Annotated in this window: 20 protein-coding genes; 12 read left to right on the forward strand and 8 right to left on the reverse strand. The window is 62.3% G+C overall.

From position 1 onward, the window contains the following. Positions 1 to 12: 12 nt before the first annotated feature. Positions 13 to 1,332 carry an OprD family porin gene (locus tag ACF8K2_RS06560; RefSeq protein WP_392463994.1) on the reverse strand — a complete coding sequence of 440 codons (1,320 nt, stop codon included), beginning with the start codon at positions 1,330 to 1,332 and terminating at the stop codon, positions 13 to 15. Between the two features lie 438 nt (positions 1,333 to 1,770). Between ACF8K2_RS06560 and ACF8K2_RS06565 the strand changes: the two genes are divergently transcribed. Next, on the forward strand, positions 1,771 to 3,873 hold the full coding sequence (locus ACF8K2_RS06565) for a TonB-dependent receptor (protein WP_392463995.1): 2,103 nt from the start codon (positions 1,771 to 1,773) through the stop codon (positions 3,871 to 3,873). 486 nt (positions 3,874 to 4,359) lie between these two features. Here ACF8K2_RS06565 and aguA read toward each other — a convergent pair whose 3' ends face one another. Beyond that, positions 4,360 to 5,466 (reverse strand): agmatine deiminase, encoded by a 1,107-nt coding sequence (aguA, locus tag ACF8K2_RS06570; protein ID WP_392463996.1) that lies wholly within the window; start codon positions 5,464 to 5,466, stop codon positions 4,360 to 4,362. Positions 5,467 to 5,641: 175 nt separating this feature from the next. Beyond that, entirely contained in the window at positions 5,642 to 8,542 is a 2,901-nt protein-coding gene (locus ACF8K2_RS06575; RefSeq protein WP_392463997.1) for an aminotransferase, read from the reverse strand. 170 nt (positions 8,543 to 8,712) lie between these two features. On the opposite strand from ACF8K2_RS06575, the gene ACF8K2_RS06580 reads away from it, so the two are divergent. From ACF8K2_RS06580 to ACF8K2_RS06590, 3 genes are read left to right on the forward strand one after another with little or no spacing between them, the layout of a single operon-like run. After that, positions 8,713 to 10,527, forward strand: coding sequence for an ATP-binding protein (locus tag ACF8K2_RS06580; RefSeq protein ID WP_264235221.1), 1,815 nt, complete (start codon positions 8,713 to 8,715; stop codon positions 10,525 to 10,527). Further along, entirely contained in the window at positions 10,524 to 11,936 is a 1,413-nt protein-coding gene (locus tag ACF8K2_RS06585) for a sigma-54-dependent transcriptional regulator (protein WP_392464000.1), read from the forward strand. The genes ACF8K2_RS06580 and ACF8K2_RS06585 overlap by 4 nt, the downstream gene beginning before the upstream one ends. Then, positions 11,933 to 12,388 carry a YiiD C-terminal domain-containing protein gene (locus ACF8K2_RS06590; RefSeq protein WP_186552851.1) on the forward strand — a complete coding sequence of 152 codons (456 nt, stop codon included), beginning with the start codon at positions 11,933 to 11,935 and terminating at the stop codon, positions 12,386 to 12,388. The genes ACF8K2_RS06585 and ACF8K2_RS06590 overlap by 4 nt, the downstream gene beginning before the upstream one ends. Here the strand turns inward: ACF8K2_RS06590 and cysQ are convergent. Both cysQ and nudE read right to left on the reverse strand, forming a co-directional pair. Beyond that, positions 12,377 to 13,204 carry a 3'(2'),5'-bisphosphate nucleotidase CysQ gene (cysQ, locus tag ACF8K2_RS06595; RefSeq protein ID WP_392464001.1) on the reverse strand — a complete coding sequence of 276 codons (828 nt, stop codon included), beginning with the start codon at positions 13,202 to 13,204 and terminating at the stop codon, positions 12,377 to 12,379. The genes ACF8K2_RS06590 and cysQ overlap by 12 nt on opposite strands. Then, positions 13,201 to 13,767, reverse strand: a complete 567-nt coding sequence (nudE, locus tag ACF8K2_RS06600; RefSeq protein WP_186552853.1) for an ADP compounds hydrolase NudE — start codon at positions 13,765 to 13,767, stop codon at positions 13,201 to 13,203. The genes cysQ and nudE overlap by 4 nt, the downstream gene beginning before the upstream one ends. Before the next feature lie 64 nt (positions 13,768 to 13,831). Here nudE and yrfG point away from each other — a divergent pair, with 64 nt between their 5' ends. Next, on the forward strand, positions 13,832 to 14,497 hold the full coding sequence (gene yrfG / locus ACF8K2_RS06605) for a GMP/IMP nucleotidase (RefSeq protein WP_392464002.1): 666 nt from the start codon (positions 13,832 to 13,834) through the stop codon (positions 14,495 to 14,497). A gap of 176 nt (positions 14,498 to 14,673) precedes the next feature. On the opposite strand, the gene lysM is transcribed toward yrfG, so the two are convergent. Further along, the gene (gene lysM, locus ACF8K2_RS06610; protein WP_186552855.1) at positions 14,674 to 15,114 is read right to left on the reverse strand and encodes a peptidoglycan-binding protein LysM; all 441 of its coding nucleotides are present in this window, start codon (positions 15,112 to 15,114) and stop codon (positions 14,674 to 14,676) included. 174 nt (positions 15,115 to 15,288) lie between these two features. Here lysM and fdhD point away from each other — a divergent pair, with 174 nt between their 5' ends. From fdhD to ACF8K2_RS06635, 5 genes are all read left to right on the forward strand, one after another. Continuing rightward, complete coding sequence (gene fdhD, locus ACF8K2_RS06615; protein WP_186552856.1) at positions 15,289 to 16,116, forward strand: formate dehydrogenase accessory sulfurtransferase FdhD; 828 nt, start codon at positions 15,289 to 15,291, stop codon at positions 16,114 to 16,116. A gap of 8 nt (positions 16,117 to 16,124) precedes the next feature. Beyond that, the gene (locus tag ACF8K2_RS06620) at positions 16,125 to 18,464 is read left to right on the forward strand and encodes an FdhF/YdeP family oxidoreductase (RefSeq protein ID WP_392464003.1); all 2,340 of its coding nucleotides are present in this window, start codon (positions 16,125 to 16,127) and stop codon (positions 18,462 to 18,464) included. A gap of 255 nt (positions 18,465 to 18,719) precedes the next feature. Continuing rightward, on the forward strand, positions 18,720 to 19,205 hold the full coding sequence (locus ACF8K2_RS06625) for a glycine zipper domain-containing protein (RefSeq protein WP_186552858.1): 486 nt from the start codon (positions 18,720 to 18,722) through the stop codon (positions 19,203 to 19,205). Between the two features lie 229 nt (positions 19,206 to 19,434). After that, positions 19,435 to 20,247 carry a CheR family methyltransferase gene (locus ACF8K2_RS06630; protein WP_392464004.1) on the forward strand — a complete coding sequence of 271 codons (813 nt, stop codon included), beginning with the start codon at positions 19,435 to 19,437 and terminating at the stop codon, positions 20,245 to 20,247. 117 nt (positions 20,248 to 20,364) lie between these two features. Beyond that, positions 20,365 to 21,018: a response regulator gene (locus ACF8K2_RS06635; RefSeq protein ID WP_392464006.1), complete on the forward strand. Its 654-nt coding sequence runs from the start codon at positions 20,365 to 20,367 to the stop codon at positions 21,016 to 21,018. Here the strand turns inward: ACF8K2_RS06635 and ACF8K2_RS06640 are convergent. Next, positions 21,008 to 21,442, reverse strand: coding sequence for a thioesterase family protein (locus ACF8K2_RS06640; protein ID WP_312156538.1), 435 nt, complete (start codon positions 21,440 to 21,442; stop codon positions 21,008 to 21,010). The genes ACF8K2_RS06635 and ACF8K2_RS06640 overlap by 11 nt on opposite strands. Before the next feature lie 104 nt (positions 21,443 to 21,546). On the opposite strand from ACF8K2_RS06640, the gene ACF8K2_RS06645 reads away from it, so the two are divergent. Next, a complete protein-coding gene (locus ACF8K2_RS06645) occupies positions 21,547 to 22,011 on the forward strand; it encodes a hypothetical protein (protein WP_189661656.1) in 465 nt (154 codons plus the stop codon). After that, positions 22,011 to 22,280 carry a type II toxin-antitoxin system RelE/ParE family toxin gene (locus ACF8K2_RS06650; RefSeq protein WP_392464009.1) on the forward strand — a complete coding sequence of 90 codons (270 nt, stop codon included), beginning with the start codon at positions 22,011 to 22,013 and terminating at the stop codon, positions 22,278 to 22,280. Before ACF8K2_RS06645 ends, ACF8K2_RS06650 begins: the two co-directional genes overlap by 1 nt. Before the next feature lie 65 nt (positions 22,281 to 22,345). Here ACF8K2_RS06650 and ACF8K2_RS06655 read toward each other — a convergent pair whose 3' ends face one another. After that, the gene (locus tag ACF8K2_RS06655) at positions 22,346 to 23,887 is read right to left on the reverse strand and encodes a phosphoenolpyruvate carboxykinase (protein ID WP_392464011.1); all 1,542 of its coding nucleotides are present in this window, start codon (positions 23,885 to 23,887) and stop codon (positions 22,346 to 22,348) included. Positions 23,888 to 24,033: the final 146 nt, after the last annotated feature.

Genomic DNA, 24,033 nt, shown 5'->3' on the forward strand with positions numbered 1-24,033 from the left:
GCCAAGTCAGGATCAGAAGATGCTGATCGGGTACTCGACGAATACGCGGACTTCGTTGCCGTCGTCGTTGTAGCCGTTTTGCTGAACGGCGTTGTTGGTACGCACGAACGAGCTACGCAGCTTGATCGACAGGTCCTTGGCCGGACCGTCTTGAACGACGTAACGGAGCTGGTTGAAGATCTCGCGCTCTTTACCCTCGCCGTAGCCTTGTGGGGCACCGACTTTACGGGTGTTGATGTTGTCACCAACAACGTAGGCAACCTTGTAGGTCAGGCCCGGTACGCCGAAGGCGCCGAAGTCCAGGCCATAGCCCAGCTGCCAGGAACGCTCGTCTTCAGCGTTGAAGTCAGACCAGTAGGAGTTGGCCAGGTAGATGGTCGAACCACCGTCACCCACGCCGCCATCGTTCTGGTACCAGCCGTAGTTGTAACCGGTGCTGCCGGTGCTGCGCTGGTGCGCCAGGGTGAACGAGTGCGGACCGTAGGCGTAGGTAGCAGCCAGGCTCCAGATGGTGTTGGAGTCGCCATTGAGCTTGGCGGCGCGCACGTACTTGTTGTCGATGTCCGACTTGTAGCCGTTGAAGTCCAGGGTCAGCGACTGGTCAGCAGCAATCGGGAAGACGTAGTTCAAGCCCAGGTAGTGCTTCTTCATCACGTCTTCGTTGTCTGCGGTGTACAGCGAAGCGGTGAAGTTGTCGGTAACTTTGTAGCTACCACCGAGCACGTTGATCGACTTGAGGCCGCCGCCGTCACGGCGCTCGGCGCTCTTGCGCGCTTCCTGGGTGAAACGACCGGCGTTCAGCTCCAGGCCTTCGATCTCCTTGGAGGTGATCAGGGTACCGGTGAAGCTTTCTGGCAGCAGACGGGCATCGTCGTATTGCAGAACCGGCAGGGCTGGCATCTGGTCACCGTACTTGAGCACGGTGTTGGAGATGCGGAACTTCACGGCCGCGCCAGCGCGGGCCAGGTTGTGCGGCGAGTTGGTTTTTTCGCCGTCGAAGGTGGGGTCGGAGCGCTTGAAGAAGTCGACGCCGCCACCTTGGTTGCGACCTTTACCACCGTCCAGACGCACCGCGTACAGGCCGAAGGCGTCAACGCCTACACCGACGGTGCCTTGGGTGAAGCCGGAGGAGAAGTTGGCGATGAACGCTTGGCCCCATTGGGACTGATCGTTGGTGCCGTGTTTTTTGTCACGATTGATGAAAGCGTTACGCAGGAGAACGTTTGCGTGGCTGTCTTCGATAAAGCCCTTGCTGTCGGCCTGCTCGTTGGCCTGTGCCTGGGTCGCGGCGATCATCGCCAAGGCGACCAGGCTGATCCTGGTTTTCAACATGTTATTTTCCTTATTTCTTAATCAAAAACGCTCTGCATTCTGACGCCAGGAACCAACGCCCCTTCGTAGGTTCGACGCTATGCGGATCCAACTGGAAGGCCCCACCGATACTCGCCTGGCGGGCCTTGTGCAGCTGCATGGCCAAGTCATGGCCGGCAGGCGTTGGCCGAATCCTATCCGCCCGCGCTTGAGGATGTCAAAAAATCGTGAAATGCAGGTCGATATAACCAAAATCACGCTTAGGTCTGGTGCATTTCAATGCATATCTGCCATTGCCTGGGGCAATCTGTCTCTTGTGCTGACATCCTGACTGTGGCCTGGCATTTACAAACTGATACATATGTAAAGACGAGTCTTTACAAATACCCAAGCACAAGTAAATGGCACGCATTATCATCCGCACCCTTTTTCCAATTACTGCCTTATGCGGATGTTTCCATGCGTGCTGCCTGCCGTCTTTCTCCTGTAACCCTCGGCCTGTCGCTGCTGTGCAGCGCAGGCGTTGCCCATGCTGCTACCACTACCCTGCCGGAGTTGTCGGTCACCGCCGACAGTGAACGCGAGCGCGATAACCCCAGAGTGAAAGAAGTAAGCACCGCGACCCGCACCTCGACCCCGGTGCGTTACGTGCCGCAGGCGATCGACACCCTCAAGACGCAAAATGTGCTGGACTACGGCAGCAGTTCGCTGGGCAAGGCACTCGAAGGCATCCCCAACGTCAGCAGCAGCGCCGACACGCGCTTCGACAGCGTGCGAATCCGCGGCTTCGATAGCAGCAACGACTTCTATCTCGATGGCGTGCGCGACGACAGCCAGTACATTCGCGACCTGCACAACATCGAGCGGGTCGATGTGCTCAAGGGCCCAGCGGCAGTGCTGTATGGTCGGGGCAGCCAAGGCGGTATCGTCAACCGGGTGAGCAAGGTGCCAGAACATGGCCGCCGCTCGAGCATCGAGGTCCAAGGCGGCAGCGAGGACCTGCGCAGCCTGTACGCCGACCTCAACGCCGACCCTAGCGATGACATCAGCCTGCGCCTGAACCTGGGCAACCAGGACAACAACAGCTTCCGCGACGGTATCGATGGCAGCCGCCAGCTGTTCGCCCCCTCCATGAGCTGGCAGCTGAGCGAAGATCTCAACTGGCTGGTGCAGTACGAATACAGCCGCTTCAACCGCACACCTGATCGCGGCATCCCAGGCGTCAATGGACGCCCGGCCGACGTTGGCCGCGACACTACCTATGGCGACACCCAGCGCGACTTCATCGACGACAAGAGCCAGTCGCTGCGCTCGCGCCTGAACTACCAGCTCAGCGACACCTGGCAGCTGCGCCATACCCTGAGCCTGTTCCAGCTCGACAGTGATTTCGACAACACCTACGTGACCGCCTACAACGCCAGCAACAACACCGTCACTCGCCAGCGTTGGCAGCAGGACCTGAAGACCCGCAACCTGTTCAACAACCTTGAAGCCGAAGGCAACTTCGCCACCTGGAGCCTGGAGCACAAGCTGCTGGTGGGCCTTGAGTTCGGTCATCAGCGCCGCGATCCTCTGCTGTACACCGCCGCAAAGCCCAAGGACGGCGGCACCCTGGTTCCGAGCCTGGACCTGAACAACCCCGACCGTAACCTGCAACACAACGGCCGCATGGTGGTGTCGAGCAACAACCACAGCGTGGTCGACAGCCGCGGCCTGTACTTGCAGGACCAGATCCGCCTGAACGATCAGTGGCAGATCCTCGCTGGCGTGCGCTTCGATCAGTTCGAGGTGGAGACGACCAACCAGATTCGCAACCTGAGCGAAAAACAGGACAGCAACACCACCAGCCCCCGTCTGGGCGTGGTGTATTCGCCATGGCAAGACCATTCGTTCTATGCGTCCTGGAGCAAGACCTTTTCGCCGGTTGGCGGCGGGCTGATCGGCATCACCCCAGGCGCGCCTGGCAATGCCAACGACACCGGGCCAGAGCTCAGCCGGCAGAAGGAAATCGGCGTCAAGAGCGACTGGCTGGATGACCGCCTGACCACCACCCTCGCCATCTATGAACTGGAACTGTACAACCGCCGCACCCGCGACGCGAACAACCCAGAGCTGATTCAACTGAGCGGCCTGCAACGGTCGCGTGGTATCGAGCTGACCGCCACCGGCAATATCGTTGGCAACTGGTACGTGCGCGGCGGGATCGGTATCCAGGACGCGATCATCGTCGAGGACAACAACGGCCAGGAGGGCAACCGGATCAACGACGTGGCCAAGCGTAACGGCAGCCTGTTCATCACCTGGAAGCCAGAGTTGGGCTGGTACGCAGAAACCGGCCTGACCCTGGTGGGCGAGCGTTATGCCGATAACCAGAACACCACGGTGTTGCCGGGCTATGGCCGCTGGGATGCACTGGCAGGGTTCCGTACACGCGACTGGGATGTGCGCGCGGCGTTGAATAATATTGCCGACAAGACCTACTACGCCTCGGCGACCAGTGCGGCGCAGATTCAGGTGGGCGATCCGCGCAACCTGGTGGTGACCGGCACGTACAATTTCTAGATTTGCAGGGTGCGTACCGCCCTCGGCCGGCACTGACCCCCACAAACAAAAACGCCACCGCATGATCGCGGTGGCGTTTTTCATTCATCCGTAAGTACTACCCGGTCAATGCCAGACAGCCATCAGAGCCTCAAGCTCTGCTTCACTGATCAAGCCTTGCGGATAGCGCCCATCCAGCAGACGTCGCGGGTCGGTCGTCCTGACCCGTTTGCTTCCATGGTGTCTCAACCACTGCGTCAATATTTTGAGCGATTCGTGATTCACTGCCGATGGGGGCAAAGCCGACTCACTTGCTGCATTCATCTCTACACAAACTCCCTGGGCCCGTGAGCGGCTAACTTACGTGGGTTTTGTTACAGATCGGAGTAGTCCTATCTGTTTGAAACACAATGGAAAACAATACAAAACGTATGCCATTCCCCGCGCCAGCCGTCGCACCCACAAAAAAGCCCGTCATCGCGACGGGCCTTTTCATTTGCCAAGAGGTTAGCGCTTGATCGGCGCCGGTTGCTGCTGGGTCAGGCAGTGAATGTTGCCACCGCCCAGGAGCAACTCACGACCCGGGATCATGACCACTTCATGATTAGGGAAGACCTTGGCCAGAATCGCTCTAGCTTCAGCATCTGCCGGATCGTCGAAGCTCGGCGCGATGATCCCGCCATTGACGATCAGGAAGTTCACATAGGAGCCAGCCAGGCGCACCGATGGATCACGCTCCTGGCTGCCGGCGACCTGATCGACCCCGGCGCACTCTTCTGCAGTCGCGAACAGTGGTCCAGGAATGGGCATCTTGTGCACCACGAACTCGCGCCCTTTGGCATCACGGGTGTTTTTCAGCACCTCGAAGGCCGCGTGGCAGCGGGCATAGTTGGGGTCGTTGGAATCATCGGTCCAGGCCAGTAACACTTCACCTGGGGCGACGTAACAGCAGAAGTTGTCGACGTGGCCGTCGGTCTCATCGTTGTACAAGCCATCTGGCAGCCAGACGATGGTATCGACTGCCAACTGCTCGCGCAGGATCTGCTCGATCTGCTCGCGGTCCAGGTGTGGGTTGCGGTTGCGATTGAGCAGGCATTCCTCGGTGGTGATCAGGGTGCCTTCACCGTCGACGTGGATCGAGCCGCCTTCGAGCACGAAACCTTCGGTCTGGTAGCGCTGGCAGCGCTCCATTTCCAGCACCTTGGCAGCCAGCTCTTCATCGCGGTTCCACGGTGCATAGAGGCCGCCGTCGAAGCCGCCCCAGGCGTTGAAGCCCCAATCCACCCCACGCACTTCGCCGTGGTCATTGATGACGAAGGTTGGGCCGGTGTCGCGCACCCACGCATCGTCGTTGCTGATTTCCACCACGCGGATGTTCGGCACGTCGAGTTGGCGCCGAGCGTTCTCGTATTGGCCGGCGGAAACGCCGACGGTCACCGGCTCGAAGCGGGCGATGGCCTTGGCCAGGGTGACATGCGCAGCCTGTGCTGGCTTGCCGCCCAGACGCCAGTTGTCAGGGCGCTCCGGCCAGACCATCCAGACCTGGGTCTGCGGCGCCCATTCGGCTGGCATGTGGAAGCCGTCGGCACGCGGGGTCGAATTGAGGGTTTTCATCAGTAGCCTCTGGAAAAACTGTCGGAGGGTCTGGGTCGCGCTGCGGCCCGAGGGTCAATGACCCGCATTTATATCCGATAAATATCGGCTTTAAAAGCGATCAAAGAGACCGTTTAGATATAAAAAGCTCGATCTAACCGATATGAATCGATTTGACCGAGCCATTCGCCCGCTGTTAGAGACCTTCAGCCAAGATCCTATCCACACAATCGACGAAGTAATCCACACTCGCCCGCGTGGTGCACATCGGCGGTTTGATCTTGAGGATGTTCAAGTAATCGCCGGTTGGCTGCATGAAGATGCCCAGATCGCGCAGGCGATTGCACAGGATCATGGTCTCTTCACTGGCCGGTTCCAGGGTGTCGCGATCGCGTACCAGTTCCAGGCCCAGGTAGAAACCCGAACCATGGGCGGCGCCGGCCAGCGGATGTTTATCGACCAAAGCCTGCAGACGCGCCTTGAAGTAGGCGCCGACCTCACGGGTGTTCTGCCACAGCCCCTCGTCGTGCATCACGTCCAGCACTGCCAGGCCGATCCGGCAACTGACGGGGCTGCCGCCTGCGGAGGAGAAGAAGTAGCCCTCGGCTTCCAGCGCCTCGGCGATTTCACGGCGAGTGATCACCGCGCCCAGCGGCTGGCCGTTGCCCATGCCCTTGGCCATGGTGATGATGTCCGGGACCACGCCCTGCTCCTCGAAACCCCAGAAGTACTCGCCCAAGCGGCCGTAGCCGACCTGTACCTCATCGGCGATGCACACCCCGCCACGGGCGCGCACCTTGGCGTAGGCATCGCGCAGATAGCCTGCCGGCAGCGAAATACCCCCGGCGTTGCCGTACACCGGCTCGCAGATCATGCCAGCCAGCTGGCGCCCGCGCGCGTCGAGGTCGGCAAGTTTGGCGTCGACGTCACGCAGGTAGTCGCCAGCACTGTCCGGCCCACGATAACGGCCACGGAAGGTGTTCGGCGCCTCGACCGGGTGGACCCAATCCGGCCGGGTTTCCAGCGCTTGCGGGTTATCGGCGATGGAGGTGGAAATAGCATCGGTGGCCACCGACCAGCCGTGATAGGCCTCCAGCACGCTGAGCAGGTCGCGCCCGCCGCTGTAGGCCCAGGCCAGGCGAATTGCCAGGTCGTTGGCCTCGGTGCCGCTGTTGACCAGAAACACCCGGTCAAAGCCAGGTGGCGCCAGCGCCAGCAGGCGCTCGGAGAACTCAGCGATGGCCGCGTAGTGAAAGCGCGAGTTGGTATTGAGCAGCGACCACTGGCGCGCCGACTCTGCGGCCATACGCGGGTGACCATGGCCGAGCACCGCCACGTTATTGAGCATGTCCAGGTACGAACGGCCATGCATGTCGATCAGGTAGTTGCGCCAGCCCCGCTCGATATGCGGCGGCTGGGCATAGTAGTGCTTCTGCGAACGGGCAAAGCTGGCGTCGCGACGGGCCAGCAGCGCTTGGGCGTCGGGCAATGGCTCGGCATCGCAGGCAAAGCCGAGCAAAGGCTGCGGAGACGGGCACAGGGCCAACCAGGCGGCGGCTGCCGACGGCTTGGCGAAGAACGGCGGCTGCAGCGCATCTTCGCGACACAGCTGCACACTCAAAAAGCCACAGGCCGTACCCAGCGTCTGCCCCTGTGTCACCACCTGGCCATCGGCCGGAGTGTCTTCCAGGCCCTTGAGCCACAGGCTCCAATCGGCCGTGCGCAAGCGTCCACGACCCTCGCCAGTGCGCTGCCAGATGCCGTCCTGCGGGGCTTGCACCACACTGCCAGCTGGCACTTTCAACTCCACGCCAAGCGCGCAGGTGGCGGGCTCGTCCGGCCGATCGATATGGGTCTGCGACAAGCGATACTGGCCATGCAGGCTGCATGCAGCGCCGAGCTGCGCGGCCAGTACGGCCTGGTCAAAGCCGGCCTGCTCCCAGTTACCCGCCTCGCAATGCGGGCTGAGCACGCCAAGATCGACCCTGGTCACCGCCTGACCTGCCAACTCCGGCAGCAAAGGCGCGCAGCCAGATAGCTGCACGGGCGGCAACTGGCGACCAGCGGCTTGCACAATCGCCGCTTCCATCAGCGCCGCGGGCACAGCATTGGCGGTGTCGAAGATTTGCCATTCATGGGCGATGTTGTCGCGGGTGTACTGGTTGTCCGGATCGACCGCCAGCTGCTGTTCACTGCTCAGCACCAACACCGCGGCGCGCATCCGTACCAGAGGCCAGAGGGCACGCAACTCTGCATCACTGAGCGGATAGACCGCCTGATAAGCGCTGACCGCTGGCAGGATGCGCAGCGGATCGCCCTCGGCATGGTGTAGCAACGCTGCACAGGTCACCGATAGATCGGCAATGCGCCAGGTACGCAGCAGGTCGCCGAAATCGATCACCCCTTGCAGCTGCCATTGGCGCTGGGCGTCGCGGCTCCAGACCACGTTGTCGTCGGTGATATCCAGATGCACGGCCTGGGTCGGCAGTTGATCGACCAGGGTTGCCAAGGTTTGCCCGGCCTCACTCGCCACCCGTGCGACCTGCTCGCGGCGGGTTTCATCACGCAACACTGGCAGCAGATGCGCGATCAGTGCCTGGGCATGGCGCGGGTCCCACTGCAAGGTGCGCTCAAGCCCCGGATGGTCGAAGTCGGCCAGGGCCTGGTCGACCCGGGCACAGAGTGCGCCGAGCTCGGCCATCAGCCTGGCTGGCAGGTGCTTGAGGCGGGTCAACGGCTGGCCGTCGATGTAGTCGAGCAGGCGCACGCGCAGCGGTTGGCCTTCGCTGTCCAGCGCCAGCAAGGCTGAACCATTGCGCGCGGGACGCACCACCGGCACCGGCAAGCCCTGCTCACCCAGGTAGGCCAGGGCGGCATGCTGGGCCTGCAGCTCGACCTCGGCATAGCTGCCATGGCACACCTTGAGCACGTAGCGCGCGTGACCGCTGTCGACACGGAAATTCAGGTCCTGCTGGCTACCCAATGATTGCAGGCTGCCCTCAAGGTCGTAGTGCGCCCTCAGCAAGGCATGCGCCTGGGCTTCGCTCAGCGAAGGACTGGGCTGGCTGGAACGTTGAATCAGGGTGCTGAGGGGCATGTGCAAGTGACCTCGGTTTTTTTGTCGCTTATATCGCCACTGCTGCTGGCGATATTCAAGAGGCGTGTGCGTAAAGACGACGGAGCACCTGAACCCGCACAATCCGCGAGCGCCCAAGGAAGGCCCCAAGTAGCGCATAATTGCCGCAGACTCTTCTGGCATAACTGGCGATGATGCAGATTTCCACCCCACCTCGGCGCCCCCGCTGGCGCAGCCTGGCGATACTTGCCGTGTGCCTGGCACCGCTGCTCTGGCCGCTGCATCACCTGGCCGAGCGCTACTACCAGGACGAACTGGCTTCGCAGAATCGCCAGACCCTCGACCTCTACGTGGCCAACCTGCTCGGCACCCTGCACCGCTACGAGACCTTGCCGCAGATCCTCGGCGACCTGCCGGCGCTGCGCCAGGTGCTGGCCGATCCGTTCAAGCTGGAGGCGGTGACCAACGCCAACCGCCTGCTCAAGGGCATCACCCAGCAAACCGGCGCCGAGGTGATGTACCTGATGGACGTCAGCGGCAACACCCTGGCCGCCTCCAACTGGGACAAGCACGATAGCTTCCTGGGGCGTAACTTCGCCTTCCGCCCGTACTTCATCGAAGCGATGGAGGGCCGCCTGGGGCGCTTCTTCGGCCAGGGCACGACCTCGGCCAAGCGTGGCTACTTCTTCGCAGCCGCCGTGCATGATCGCGACAAGGTGATCGGCGTGCTGGTGGTGAAAGTCGACCTGGACCACACCGAAACGCTGTGGGGGCGCACCCCGGAACAACTGTTGCTGACCGACCAGAACGGCGTGGTGGTGCTGACCTCGCGCCCGGACTGGCGCTTCCGTGCCACCCGCGCCCTGACCGACGCCGAACGGGCCGCCATGCTCGCCATCCAGCCTTACCCGACCCAGGCCCCACAGCCGTTGAACCTCAATCCCGATGCCTGGCTGATCCAGACCCGCGACATCAAGGAAACCGGTTGGCAGGTGAGCATCCTCGCGCCTCACATCCTCATCGATCGCTCGGTGCAGACGGTCATGGCCATCGGTGGCGGCGCGTTGTTGGTACTGATTCTGCTGACGGGTCTGGTGATGCAGCGGCGGCGCCACTACATCGACCGGATCGACTTCGAAGCCCGGGGCCGCCAGCAGTTGGAAAAGCGCGTGGCCGAGCGTACCGCCGACCTCGAAGGGCTCAATACCCGGCTCAAGAGCGCCGTGTTGGAACGCGAAAATGCCCAGCAGGAGCTGGTGCGCGCCCAGGACGAACTGGTCCAGGCGGGCAAGCTGTCGGTGCTCGGCACCATGTCGGCGAGCATCAGCCACGAACTCAACCAGCCGCTGGCGGCGATCCGCAGCTATGCCGAAAACGCGGAGATCCTGCTTGACCACGAGCGCACCGAAGAGGCTCGCGGCAACCTCAAGCTGATCGGTGAGCTGACCGGACGCATGGCCTCGATCATCGCCCACCTGCGCGCCTTCGCCCGCCGCGACCGCCATGCCCCCGAGAGCGTGGCCTTGCAGCCAGCCCTGGATGACGCTCTGGCCCTGCTGGCCAAGCGTCGCCGAGCGATGGCGGTGGAGCTGATCCGCGACTTGCCCGATGCGCCGCTGTGGGTCCAGGCCGGCGAAACCCGCCTGCGCCAGGTGCTCGGCAACCTGCTGGCCAACGCCCTCGACGCGCTCACCGAAAAAGCCAACCCGCGCCGGCTGTGGCTGAGTGCCGAACGGCGCGATGAGTACGTCTACCTGTACATTCGCGACAATGGCCCTGGCTTTACCCGCCAAGCCCTGGAGCACGCCAAAGAGCCGTTCTTCACCACCAAGACCCGTACCCAGGGGTTGGGCCTGGGGCTGGCCATTTGCGAAAGCCTGATGCGCACCCTGGGCGGCGAACTGCTGCTCGGCAACCACCCAGAAGGTGGCGCCCTGCTCACGTTGCAGATGCGCGTCGCCAAGCCCGGCGCGACCTTGCCCACTTCGGAGGACCCCTCGGCATGACGTCCGAGACATTGATCGACAGCCGTACCCAGGTGATCCTGGTCGACGACGACCCGCACCTGCGCCAGGCGCTGGGCCAGACGCTGGACCTGGCCGGGCTCAAGGTGGTGACCCTGGCCGACGCCCAAGGCCTGGCCGAACGCATCGAGGCGGACTGGCCCGGCGTGGTGGTCAGCGATATCCGCATGCCCGGCATCGATGGCCTGCAACTGCTGGAACACCTGCGCGGGCGTGACCACGAGTTGCCGGTGTTGCTGATCACCGGTCACGGCGACGTGCCGCTGGCGGTGCAGGCGATGCGCGCGGGGGCCTATGACTTCCTGGAAAAACCCTTCGCCAGCGATGCCCTGCTCGACAGCGTACGCCGTGCCCTGGCCCTGCGTCGGCTGGTGCTGGACAACCGCAGCCTGCGCCTGGCCTTGAGCGACCGCCACGAGCTGTCCACCCGCCTGGTCGGCCAGTCGCCGGCCATGCAGCGTCTGCGCGAGCAGATCGGTGCCCTGGCCGCAACCCGCGCCGACGTGCTGATCCTCGGCGAAACCGGCGCCGGCAAGGAAGTGGTGGCCCGTGCCCTGCACGACCTGTCCAGCCGCCGTGACGGCCCGTTCGTGGCGATCAACGCCGGTGCCCTGGCCGAATCGGTGGTCGAGAGCGAGCTGTTCGGCCATGAGCCCGGCGCCTTCACTGGCGCGCAGAAGCGCCGCATCGGCAAGTTCGAATTCGCCAACGGCGGCACCTTGTTCCTCGACGAGATCGAGAGCATGAGCCTGGACGTGCAGGTCAAGCTGCTGCGCCTGTTGCAGGAGCGGGTGGTCGAGCGCCTGGGTGGCAATCAGCTGATCCCGCTGGATATCCGCATCATCGCCGCGACCAAGGAAGACCTGCGCCAGGCCGCCGATCAAGGGCGTTTTCGCGCCGACTTGTACTACCGCCTGAATGTCGCCCCGCTGCGCATCCCGGCCCTGCGCGAGCGCGGCGACGACATCCTGGTGCTGTTCCAGCATTTCGCCGATGCCGCCAGCCAGCGCCACGGCCTGCCGCCGCACACCCTGCAACCGACGCAACGGGCGGTGCTGCTGCGTCACGACTGGCCAGGCAACGTGCGTGAGCTGCAAAACGCCGCCGAACGTTTCGCCTTGGGCCTGGAGCTGGCGCTCGATGGTCAGGTGGCGGCTGCCCCGCAGGTGGCTGCGCCCGTGCTCAGCGGCAACCTCAGCGAACAGGTCGAGCAGTTCGAGCGCTCGCTGATCGCCGCTGAGCTGACCCAGCCACACAGCTCCATGCGCAGCCTCGCCGAAGCGCTCGGCATCCCCCGTAAAACCCTGCACGACAAACTGCGCAAGCACGGCCTGAGCTTTGCCGACAGCAATGGCAGCGGGCCTGACGACCACGAGGACAACCGCCCATGAGCAGCGACAGCCAATACCTGCAAGGGGTGTTGCACAGCGACATCCCGCTGACCCGCGAAATGGGCCTGCAAGTGCTCAGCTGGCAAGACCACTGCTTGCAGCTGCAACTGCCGCTGGAAGCCAACGTCAACCACAAGAGCACCATGTTTGGCGGCAGCCTGTACTGCGCGGCGGTACTGGTGGGCTGGGGCTGGCTACACCTGCGCTTGCGCGAGGCCGGCATCGACGATGGGCATATCGTCATTCAGGAGGGGCAGATCAGTTATCCACTGCCGGTCACCGGCGCGGCGGTCGCTCGCTGCCAGGCGCCGGACGACAGCACCTGGCAGCGCTTCGTGACGATGTACCAGCGCCGTGGCCGCGCCCGCCTGACGCTGGCAACGGTGGTGAGCAACAGTGGCAGCGACGAGCCCGCGGTCAACTTCAGCGGGCAGTACGTGCTACATCGCTGAGGCGAGCTGGATCAACGCCTGGCGCCACTGCGCGGCGCTGGGCAGGGCGAGGAAGAACGGATTGAGCAACGATTCACGCGGTGGATAGCGAAACGGCTGGGCGTCCAGGCCGATCACCTCGCCGCCTGCTCCTTCCAGCACGCCCTGGGCGGCCGCGGTGTCCCACTGCGAGGTCGGTGCCAGGCGCGGATAGCAATCGGCGGCGCCTTCGGCCAGCAGGCAGAACTTCAGCGAGCTGCCGATATTGGCCAGTGCCAACTCGCCCACGGCACCCCTCAGGCCGGCAAGCAAGGCTTCCTGCTGAGGGCTGGAATGGCGGCGGCTGGCGACCACGGTGAACTGGCCATCGGCTGGCGGCGTGTTGCGCACCCGGATCCGTTCGGCGTGAGCGCCTCGATCAACGCGCCAGGCGCCCAGCTCACGACCGCCGAAGTAGCAGCGGCCATTGGTCGGCATCGCCACCACACCGAACACCACTTCATCGTTGTCGATCAGGGCGATGTTGACGGTGAACTCTTCACTGCCGGCGATGAATTCCTTGGTGCCATCCAACGGATCGACCAGCCACCAGCGGCTCCAGCTTTGCCGCTCGGCCAGGGAGATCTCACAATCTTCCTCGGACAGCACCGGGATCTCAGGCGCCAACGCTTGCAGACCGTCGGCGATGACCCGGTGAGCGGCCAAGTCAGCTGCGGTGACCGGTGAATCGTCGGCTTTGGCGGTGACCGCCACGTCTGCGCGCCAGTACGGCAAGATCGCCTCGCCGGCAACCAGGGCGAGCTTCACCACTTCGTGCATCAGCTGTTGGTCGTTCATGCGCTGAGCAGCCCGCGTTGAGTCAGCATGTCACGCACCAGGTACAGCGCTGCCAAGGCTCGACCTTCAGTGAATTGCGGATGCATGGCCAAGGCCGACAGCTCGCGCAAGTTGACCTTGTCGACCCGCATCGGCTCAGGCTCATCGCCTTCCAGGCGTTCTTCATAGAGGTCGGTGGCCAACACCACCTGGATCTTTTGGCTCATGTAGCCGGGCGAGAGCGACAACTCGGTCAGATGTTCCAGCTGGCGTGCGCCGAAACCGGCTTCTTCCTTGAGCTCACGGTTGGCTGCGGCCAGCACATCCTCGCCCGGTTCGATCAGGCCTTTGGGCAGCGACAGCTCATACTCGTCGGTGCCGCCGCAGTATTCTTCGACCAGCACCGCATGCTCGGCATCGAGCATCGCCACGATCATCACCGCGCCGTAGCCATTCCCCCGCCCGACCAGCCGTTCGTAGGTCCGCTCGGTGCCGTTGGAGAAGCGCAGCTGTACCGCTTCGACCCGGAACAGGCGGCTACTGGCGACGATTTCGCGGCTGAGGACGGTGGGTTTCTGGCGCATGGGGCGGCTCCTTGGCGTGAACGGGTTACTATACCGTGGCTTGCCGACTGATCGAGAGTTTCCCATGCCGCAAATTCAATGGTCCGATATCGATACCGTCCTGCTGGACATGGATGGCACCCTGCTCGACCTGCATTACGACAATCAATTCTGGCTGCAGCACCTGCCCCAGCGCTACGCCGAGCTGCATGGCGTGAGCCGGGCAATGGCCGAGATGGAGTTGCAGCCATTGTTCGAAGGCAATGCCGGTACGCTGAACTGGTACTGCATGGACTTCTGGAGCCGCGAGCTGAAGCTGCCGGTCTGTGAGCTGTCACGCGAGCTCGCTCACCTGATCGCCCTACGCCCGGATGCCGACACGTTCCTTGCTGCGATTCGCAAGGTGGGCAAGCGGGTGATACTGATCACCAATGCCCATCGCGATTCGCTGTCGCTGAAGCTGGAGCGCGTCGAGCTGGCGCCGTATTTCGAGCGGCTGATCAGCTCGCATGATTATGGCTATCCCAAGGAGAGCCCACAGTTCTGGGACGCATTGCAGGCGGATATCGGCTTTGAGCCTGCGCGCAGCCTGTTTATCGACGACACCCTGGCGATCCTGCGCAGCGCGCAGCGCTTTGGCGTGAGGCACCTGCTAGCGGTGCGCCAGCCGGACAGCAAGGCAGCGCCGCGTGATACCCAGGAGTTCGCGGCGGTTGAGGATTATCGGGAGTTGCTGGCGGGGATCGAGTAAGCGAAACAGACATTCATGGATTGAACAGGATCCTGTGGGAGCGGGCTTGCCCGCGAACAAGGGCGCAGCCCTTGCCCGTACATAGCGCTTGATCGCACTGGCCTCTTCGCGGGTAAACCCGCTCCTACAGACTGCTGGCCCCCCGCGAAGGGGTTAAATCAATTGATGAATAGCCTTCAATCCGGAATCCGCAGCACCTGCCCCGGATAAATCTTGTCCGGATGCGACAGCAACGGCTTGTTGGCTTCGAAGATCTTCTGGTACTTGTTCGGGTCGCCATACACCCGTTTGGAAATAGCGCTCAGGGTGTCGCCCTTCTCGACCGTGACGAACTTCGCCGCCTGGGCGATCGGCCCGGTCACGGTGATCTGGTCATCGACGCTGGCCACACCACTGATGTTGCCCGCTGCGAGAATGATCTTTTCTTTCTCCTCCTGGCTGGCCACCTCGCCCTTGAGAATGATCTTGTCGCCCTCTACAGTGGCGGTGATGTTCGGATTACCCAGGCCGACCTTGCTTACATGCTCTTTAAGTTGCTCTTCGGCATTGGCATTGCCAGGGGTAAGCAGGTCGATCAACTTCTCGCCGGCTTCCTTGACGAAACTGAACAGGCTCATGACGCGCTCCTTGTTGATGAATCCTCGGAAGCACGAGTCTAGGCCAGGTTTGCCAACCTCGCCCTGCTGCGACTCATCGACGCGCTCTATCAAGGCATAGACCCTAGCGATTAGACGGCGCCAGCCCACGGGCCTAGGCTTGTGCTGGTAAAAAGCTGCCAGTGATCCGCCCTGATGAACAGCAAACCTCCGGTCTGCTCGGCGTCCACGCCTTTGTCCCTGCCTGCCGCCAGCAATACCTACGACTATCTCCAGCTCAGCGATGACGCGCGCGCCAGCACGCCGCTCGCCGAGGAAGTCGCCTTGGCCATCGCCTATAACGGCCTCAATCAGGCCGTGATGCTGGTCAGCCCTACCGATATGGAAGACTTTGCGGTCGGCTTTAGCGTCGGCAGCGGGATCGTCGAGGGCACGGCGGAAATCTATGACATGAAGTTCTCAGGCTCAGGCTCGGCGTTGTATGCCGACCTGGAGATCTCCAGCCGCGCCTTCTGGAACCTGAAGAACCAGCGCCGCCAGTTGGCCGGCACCAGCGGCTGCGGCCTGTGCGGTGTCGAAGCCTTGGAGCAGGCGCTGCCAGAGCTCGACAAACTGCCTGGGGCACCGCTGCCACCCGCCCATTGGCTGAAGGACCTGCGGCAACGCATCGACCAATTCCAGCCGCTGGGCCAGCACTGCGGCGCGGTGCACGCCGCGCTGTACATGGACAGCAACGGCGAGCTGTTGATGGGCCGTGAGGATATCGGCCGGCACAACGCCCTGGACAAGCTGATCGGCGCCCTGCTGCGCCAGCAGATCGATACCCGCGGCGGCCTGGCCATCGTTACCAGCCGCTGCAGCCTGGAGTTGATCCAGAAGGTCCTGCGCGCGGGCATTCAAACCCTGGTCAGCCTGTCGGCGCCCACCGGTCTTGCCCTGCAATGGGCGCGCAAGCACAACCTCAATCTTATTCACCTGCCTAAACACAGTGCACCACGGGTGTTCAGCCCTGTGGCGGAGTAGTCGTAGACGTGACCTCGCATCAGCAACTCCCACAAGAACAAATCACTCCTCGCTACAAGCCCTACCACGGTGCCGCCGGAGGCTGGGGCGCCTTGCGCAGCGTGGCCAAGGCCTGGGTCGCCAGCGACAACGCGCTGAAGAACATCCGCGCGCTGCTCAAGACCAACCAGAACGGCGGCTTCGACTGCCCGGGCTGCGCCTGGGGCGACTCGCCGGAAAGCGGCATGGTCAAGTTCTGCGAGAACGGCGCCAAGGCAGTCAACTGGGAAGCCACCAAGCGCCGCGTCGATGCGGCGTTCTTCGCCCGGCATAGCGTCACTTCGTTGCTCGAGCAGAGCGACTACTGGCTGGAGTACCAGGGCAGGCTCACCGAGCCGATGGTCTATGACCCAGCCAGCGACCGCTACCAGCCGATCGACTGGGACAGCGCGTTCGCCTTGATCGCCCGCCATCTGAACAACCTGGCCAATCCCGATCAGGCCGAGTTCTACACCTCCGGCCGGGCCAGCAATGAGGCGGCGTTCCTCTATCAGCTGTTCGTCCGCGCCTATGGCACCAACAACTTCCCTGACTGCTCGAACATGTGTCACGAGGCCAGCGGGGTCGCCTTGGGCCAGAGCGTCGGGGTCGGCAAAGGCACGGTGACGTTCGATGATTTCGAGCACGCCGACGCGATCTTCGTCTGGGGCCAGAACCCGGGTACCAACCACCCGCGCATGCTCGATCCGCTGCGCGATGCGGTAAAACGCGGTGCCCAGGTGGTTTGCGTCAACCCGCTCAAGGAGCGTGGCCTGGAGCGCTTCCAGCACCCGCAGAACCCGCTGGAGATGCTCACCAACAGCGACCGGCCGACCAACACCGCCTATTTTCGCCCAGCCCTGGGTGGCGACATGGCGCTGCTGCGCGGCATGGCCAAGTTCCTCTTGCAGTGGGAGCGCGAGGCCCAGGCCAAGGGTGAACCAGCGATCTTCGATCATGTGTTCATCGCTGAACATGGCCACGGCATCAATGAATACCTGGCCGTGGTCGATGCCACCCCCTGGGAGCAATTGCAGGCCCAATCTGGCCTGACCTTGGCCGAGATCGAACAAGCGGCGCGCATGTACTGCAAAGGCAAGCGGGTGATCATGTGCTGGGCGATGGGCATCACCCAACACCGTCACTCGGTGCCGACCATCCAGGAAATCGTCAACCTGATGCTGCTGCGCGGCAACATTGGCCTGCCAGGTGCAGGTTTGTGTCCGGTGCGTGGCCACAGCAACGTGCAGGGCGACCGCACCATGGGCATCAACGAGCGGCCACCGGCATTGCTGCTCGATGCCCTGCAAAAGCGCTTCGACTTCGCCGTGCCGCGCCACAACGGCCACAACACGGTCGAGGCGATCCACGCCATGCTCGAAGGTCGAGCCAAGGTCTTCATCGGCCTGGGCGGTAACTTCGCCCAAGCCACCCCGGACAGCGAGCGTACGGCTCGCGCCCTGCGCAATTGCGAGCTGACCGTGCACATCAGCACCAAGCTCAACCGCAGCCATTTGGTCCATGGCAAGCAGGCACTGATCCTGCCGTGCCTGGGGCGTACCGATATCGACCTGCAAGCCGAAGGCCCGCAAGCGGTGACGGTGGAAGATTCGTTCAGCATGGTGCATGCCTCCAATGGCCAGCTGCACCCACTGTCAAAACAGATGCGCTCGGAGCCTTCGGTGGTCGCCGGTATCGCTGCCGCCACGCTGGGCAAGCAGCCGGTCGACTGGAACTGGTTGGTAGCCGACTACGACCGCATTCGCGAGCTGATCGCCGACACCATTCCAGGCTTTGCCGATTTCAACCAACGCCTGCGCCATCCTGGTGGTTTCTACCTGGGCAACAGCGCTGGCAGCCGCCAATGGCAAACCGCGACCAAGCGGGCCAACTTCAAGGCCAACCTGTTGCCCGACAGCTTGCTCGACCCACGCGTGCGCGCCAGCGGCCAGCTACCGGACCTGATCATGCAATCGATGCGCTCGCATGATCAGTACAACACCACCATCTATGGCTTGGACGATCGCTATCGCGGCGTCAAAGCGCAGCGCGATGTGCTGTTCGTCAATGAGGCCGACATCATTCGCCTTGGCTTTGCGCCGGGACAGAAGGTGGATATCGTCTCGCTGTGGGACGATGGGCTTGAACGTCGGGTGCAGGGCTTCACGCTGTTGGCCTATGACATCCCGGCAGGCCAGGCAGCGGCTTACTATCCAGAAGTGAACCCGCTGGTGCCGCTGGAGAGCATCGGCGACGGTAGCCATACACCGACCTCGAAATTCGTCGCCATCAAGCTTGAGCGTGCTGGCGATAGCGGGCGCATCATCTAAGACCGCGATAGGGTCAGAACATCCACCCGAAGCGGACCTGCCCTCAAACCCGCGAAAAAGCCAAAAAAAAGCCCTGTCCGCAATGGCCAGGGCTTTGTCTCAAGTAACCTATGACCGCCGAAAATCGAGAAAGTTTCACCGAAAAAACAGTAACTTAGAGAATTGTGTACAACTCGTGTTACTCGTCGGATTTCGATTGCCAGACGCCCTGCCGAGCCTCAAATTCGCCCTCGTCATCCCTATGAGGCTCTCTTGATGAAGAAGTACTCCTCGATTCTGTTGTTGTCTCTTGGCCTGCTCAGCGGCGTTGCCATGGCGGGCGGCACCACCGAAGCCGGTATTGGCGGCGCACTGGGTGGGGTACTCGGCTCAGTGGTCGGCCAGCAAATCGGTGGCAGCACCGGTGGCGCCATCGGCGCAGGCCTGGGCGGTGCGGCCGGTAGTGCGGTCGGTGCCGACAAACGCCAGCGCGGCGAAGCGGCAATCGGCGGCGCCCTGGGCGCGGCTGGCGGTAACGTACTCGGCCGCAGTGTCGGCGGCACCAACGGTAGCTACATCGGTGCAGCCGCTGGCGGCGGTGCAGGTGGCGCCCTGGGTAACTACATGGGCAACAAGGCCGATGAAGACGAGCGCCATGAACGCCGCTACCGCCGTGGCTACGACGACGACCGTCGTCACTACGACCGCGGCCACCACTACGGCCATCGCAAGAACAAGCACAAACGCCACTGGCGTCACTGATGCCTGACGGCTCAGGCGTGCAACTCTAAGCCAGGCACCTAAGGCCCCGCCCCTATCGGCGGGGCCTTTTCATTTGTCCCGCGTACAACAGGATTAAGGGTGGCCCCGATATGGAGGCAATGTGCCACTAGCTATCATCCCTTATTGAATAATTACGCACAGGACGCGGGGAATGCGCACGATCATCGTCGATACCATAGGTCAGATCACGACCTGGGCCAGCTGAACCATGCCCAGCCGCTCCCGCCCGCCACTGCTCGATCAAGCCAACTACCAACAGATCCGTCTACTGGTCGAACAGGCCAGCGGCGTGCACTTGGCCGATGACCGTCGCGCGGTGGTCGCGGCGCGCCTGCACAAGCGCCTGAAGCTGTATCAACTGTCCGACTTCGACGCCTACCTGGCGCTGCTCGGCAACGCTCAGGACGATAGCGAACACAGGCACTTGCTGAGCCTGCTGGTGCCCCGCGACAGTTATTTTTTCCGTGAGCACCGTCACTTCGAGTTCCTCAACCATTGGCTGGCCGAGCTCGCTCACCCGCCCCGGCTGTGGAGCGCCGCCTGCGCGAGCGGCGAAGAAGCCTGGAGCCTGGCCATGGTGGCCGCCGAGCAGCACCCTGGCGCTGGCTGGCAGGTGCTTGCCAGTGATCGCGACGCAGCCTTGCTGGAGCAGGCGCGCGCGGGCATCTATGACGTCAGCCAGGCGCGCTATTTTCCCGAAGGCTGGCTGAGCCGGCATTGCCTGTGCGGTGTCGGCGAAATGGCCGGACGCCTGCGCATCGCCCCAGTTTTACGCGCGCAGGTGATGTTCGAGACGATCAACTTGATCGAGCCGTTTCCCACGCACCTGGGCCGCTTCGATGTGATCTTGCTGCGCAACCTGCTCTCAAGCTTTGCCCCCCGGTACAAGCTCGACGTGCTGCAGCGTGTGGTCGAGCATCTGACCCCAGGCGGTCTGTTGATGATCGGCCACAGCGAAAGCATCCACGACCTCGACCTACCCTTGCGGCCACTACTGCCCTCGGTGTTCGCGCGCCTATGATGAGCAGCACTGCCGCAGTGATCGGCAGACAGGGACTGAACGCGCCCCGTGCGGCTGGGCGCTTGTGGATCGAGCAGGCATGCCGCCCCTCTTCTCTTGCGAAACAGGCCCTGATCCATGCCTTGTCGAATACTGCTTGCCGATGACTCGCCGCTGTTCCGCGCAGGCCTGCGCGCCCTGCTCGAACAGAAAAAACAATATGCCGTGGTTGCCGATACCGGCGATGCGATGAACGCCGTGGCCCTGGCCGAAAAGCTCAAGCCGCATGTGGTTGTACTGGACATGAGTGGCGAGTTGGACGGCCAGCAGGCGCTGCAAGAACTGTTCATTCGCGCCCCCACCAGCCGCGTGCTGATGCTCTCGCCGCGCTCAGAACTGGAGCATGTGTTGAGCTGCCTACAGCTGGGCGCCCACGGCTTTTTGCTCAAGAACGCCACGGTGGCCGAGTTGGAGCAGGCGCTGCTGACCCTGCGCCAAGGCGGCCAGTACCTGTCTTCGAGCGTCTTGCCGATGGTCATCGGCCAGGCCCTCAGACATAGCCGCAAGCGGAACGCTGCCACCCTGTCTGCACCGCTAACCACCCGCCAGCTGGAAATCCTGCGACTGATCGCCCGTGGCGAAACCACCCGCTCGATAGCCGAAGGCCTGGGCCTGAGCGTGAAGACCGTAGAAGCTCATCGCTCCCAGATCATGCATCGCCTACAGATTCATGACGTCGCCGGCCTGGTGCTGTTTGCGGTGCGCGAGGGCATCATCCGCCTCAACGATTGAGCTGCAGGCCTGCGAGGATGATCTGCAGCGCTTCTGGCAGTGCCACCGGCTCGCCAGAGGCGCGTTCGACGAACACCTGCACCAGCGTACCTGCCGCACAGGCATCCGGCTCTCCGGGACGGAACAGCGCCAATCGGTACTCCACTGTGCTGCCACCCAGGCGGGTGACGCCCAGGCCCACTTCGAGTACGTCGGGGAAGGCAGGCAATGCGTAGAACTCTGCCGCCGAGCTGATCACAAAGCCGGCCAGCGCACCTTCGCGCAGGTCAAGCTCGGCCTGTTCGACGAGAAACGCCTGGATCGCGGTTTCGAAGAAGCCGTGCACCGTGGCACCGGCGATATGACCGTTGAGGTCGTTGTCTTGCGGGCGGGTGAGGATGGGGTGGAAATGGCTGAAGTCGGTGCGCTGGGGAGATTCGGTCATGGAATACCACAAATGTTGGTTACATGAGAGAGAAGCTTCCCACAAAGAGTTAGGAAGTCATATAGTCGCAATCAACTGTAGATTGCATAGCATGGTGCATCCCGATGAAACCGAGACATACACCCGTGCCGACCCATCAACTCGATCACGCCGACCTAAGGCGCATGGCTGAAACCGGACGTATCAATGGAACCCACATTGTGGGGCAGCCTGGCGGCTGGGCCATACAGGTCAATATCAACCATGACGAACATGTCCTGACGGCGCAACGAAGCGGCAACACCAGGCTGTTCAAAAAGCTTGAAACCTTGGTCAGCTACCTGCACGAACTAGGCATCGACCACTTCCAGGTGGATAGCTCGACCTACGACCCACTTCAAATGAGCACCTATCAACGACCTGATCGTGCATCGGCCCTGAAGCGTGCACATCAGGCCGCCGCATATGACGCCTGGTTTATCGAACAAGTCGAGGCAAGCCTGAACGACCCAACCCCTGCGATGGATGATGAACAAATAGAAAAAGAATTCGCCGCGCGCCGCCTCGCGTTGAAGGGTAAAACCCGTTGATGCATTTGCTTTGGCACACCAACGCTCAGAAAGACCGCTTGCGAATCATGGATGCCATCGCTGACGATAACCCTGACGCCGCCATTGCGTTAGATGAAGACTTTAGAGACAAGGCAAGAAGAGCAGCCCAGAACCCCCGCATTTATAAAGGTCGGTATCCAGGCACCCGGGAAATCGTGATTCGGCCAAACTACGTGATGGTCTACCGCATCTTGCAGGACAGCGTAGAGATCTTACGCATCATTCATGCGCGACGGCTGTGGCCATAAACCATGTCCCATGAACGAAAAAACCGCCCAAAAGGGCGGCTTTTTCATTCCAAGCTAGCTACAGCTTACAGCTGTGGGCCAGCCGCCTTGATGGCGTCGGAAACCTCGAACTTCTTGAAGTTCTCGATGAACAGCTTGGCCAGGCCTTTAGCTGCTTCGTCGTAGGCTGCCTTGTCTTCCCAGTTGGTGCGTGGGTTGAGCAGGTTGGTCTCGACGCCTGGAACAGCCTTAGGCACGTCCAGGTTGATGATGTCCAGGTGCTCGGTCTCGGTACCTACCAACGCGCCGCTCTGGATCGCTGCGATCACTGCACGGGTGGTCGGGATGCTGAAACGCTTGCCAACGCCGTAGCCACCGCCGGTCCAGCCGGTGTTGACCAGGTAGACCTTGGAGTTGAAGCCCTTGATGCGCTTGATCAGCAGCTCAGCGTACTCGCCAGCCGGACGCGGGAAGAACGGTGCGCCGAAGCAGGTGGAGAAGGTCGACTTGATGCCGCCGCCCGAACCCATTTCGGTCGAACCGACCAGCGCGGTGTAACCGGACAGGAAGTGGTAGGCCGCCTGCTCGTTGTTCAGGATCGACACTGGCGGCAGTACGCCGGTCAGGTCGCAGGTCAGGAAGATGACCGCATTCGGCTCGCCGCCCAGGTTGTGCTCGGAGCGCTTGGCAACGTGCTCCAGCGGGTAGGCGGCGCGGCTGTTCTGGGTCAGGCTGACATCGGTGTAGTCAGCGTGCTTGGCATCGTCGATAACGACGTTTTCCAGCACGGCGCCGTGCTTGATGGCTTTCCAGATGACCGGCTCGTTCTTCTCGGACAGGTCGATGCACTTGGCGTAGCAGCCGCCTTCGATGTTGAAGACAACGCCTTCGCCCCAACCGTGCTCGTCGTCACCGATCAGGTAACGGCTTTCGTCGGCCGACAGGGTGGTCTTGCCAGTACCGGACAGACCGAAGAACAGGGTGACATCGCCCGCTTCGCCGATGTTGGCAGCGCAGTGCATTGGCAGCACGTCGGCGGCCGGCAGCAGGAAGTTCTGCACCGAGAACATGGCTTTCTTCATTTCACCGGCGTAGCGCATGCCAGCGATCAGCACCTTCTTCTGGGCGAAGTTGATGATCACGCAGCCGTCGGAGTTGGTGCCGTCACGCTCAGGCACGCACTCGAAGTTGGCCACGTTCAGCACCTGCCACTGATCACGACCCGCTGGGTTGTATTGGGCAGGGTTGATGAACAGGCAACGGCCGAACAGGTTCTGCCAGGCAGTCTGGGTGGTCATCTTGACCGGCAGGTAGTGATCTTCGGCAGCCCCTACGTGAACGTGGGAAACGAAGTGTTCCTGAGCGTTGTTGAACGCCTCGACGCGAGCCCACAGGGCATCGAACTTGTCGGCCGGGAACTTGCGGTTGATCGGGCCCCACGCAATTGCCGCAGTGGTGCTGGGTTCGTCGACGATGAAACGGTCAGCTGGCGAACGGCCGGTACGGTGACCGGTTTCCACGACCAGTGCGCCAGTATCGGCCAGCACGCCTTCACCGCGGGACAGCGCTTCTTTTACCAGCTCATCGACGCTCAGGTCGGTGTACACGGTGTTGTTGGCTTGCGTCATGAGATACCCCATCCGGCCCGAGGCCGAGTGCTCCAAACGTTTTGTAGTTGTCTGTTTCAAACTACTACAGCGAAAAAAGTGGCCGGATTATGCCAGAAACGCCCAAAAAAAGTAGGCCCCTCCTGTCAGAACTGCGGTTTATCGCA

Source organism: Pseudomonas sp. xss_2, from assembly GCF_043104195.1.
GTDB classification, from domain to species: domain Bacteria; phylum Pseudomonadota; class Gammaproteobacteria; order Pseudomonadales; family Pseudomonadaceae; genus Aquipseudomonas; species Aquipseudomonas urmiensis.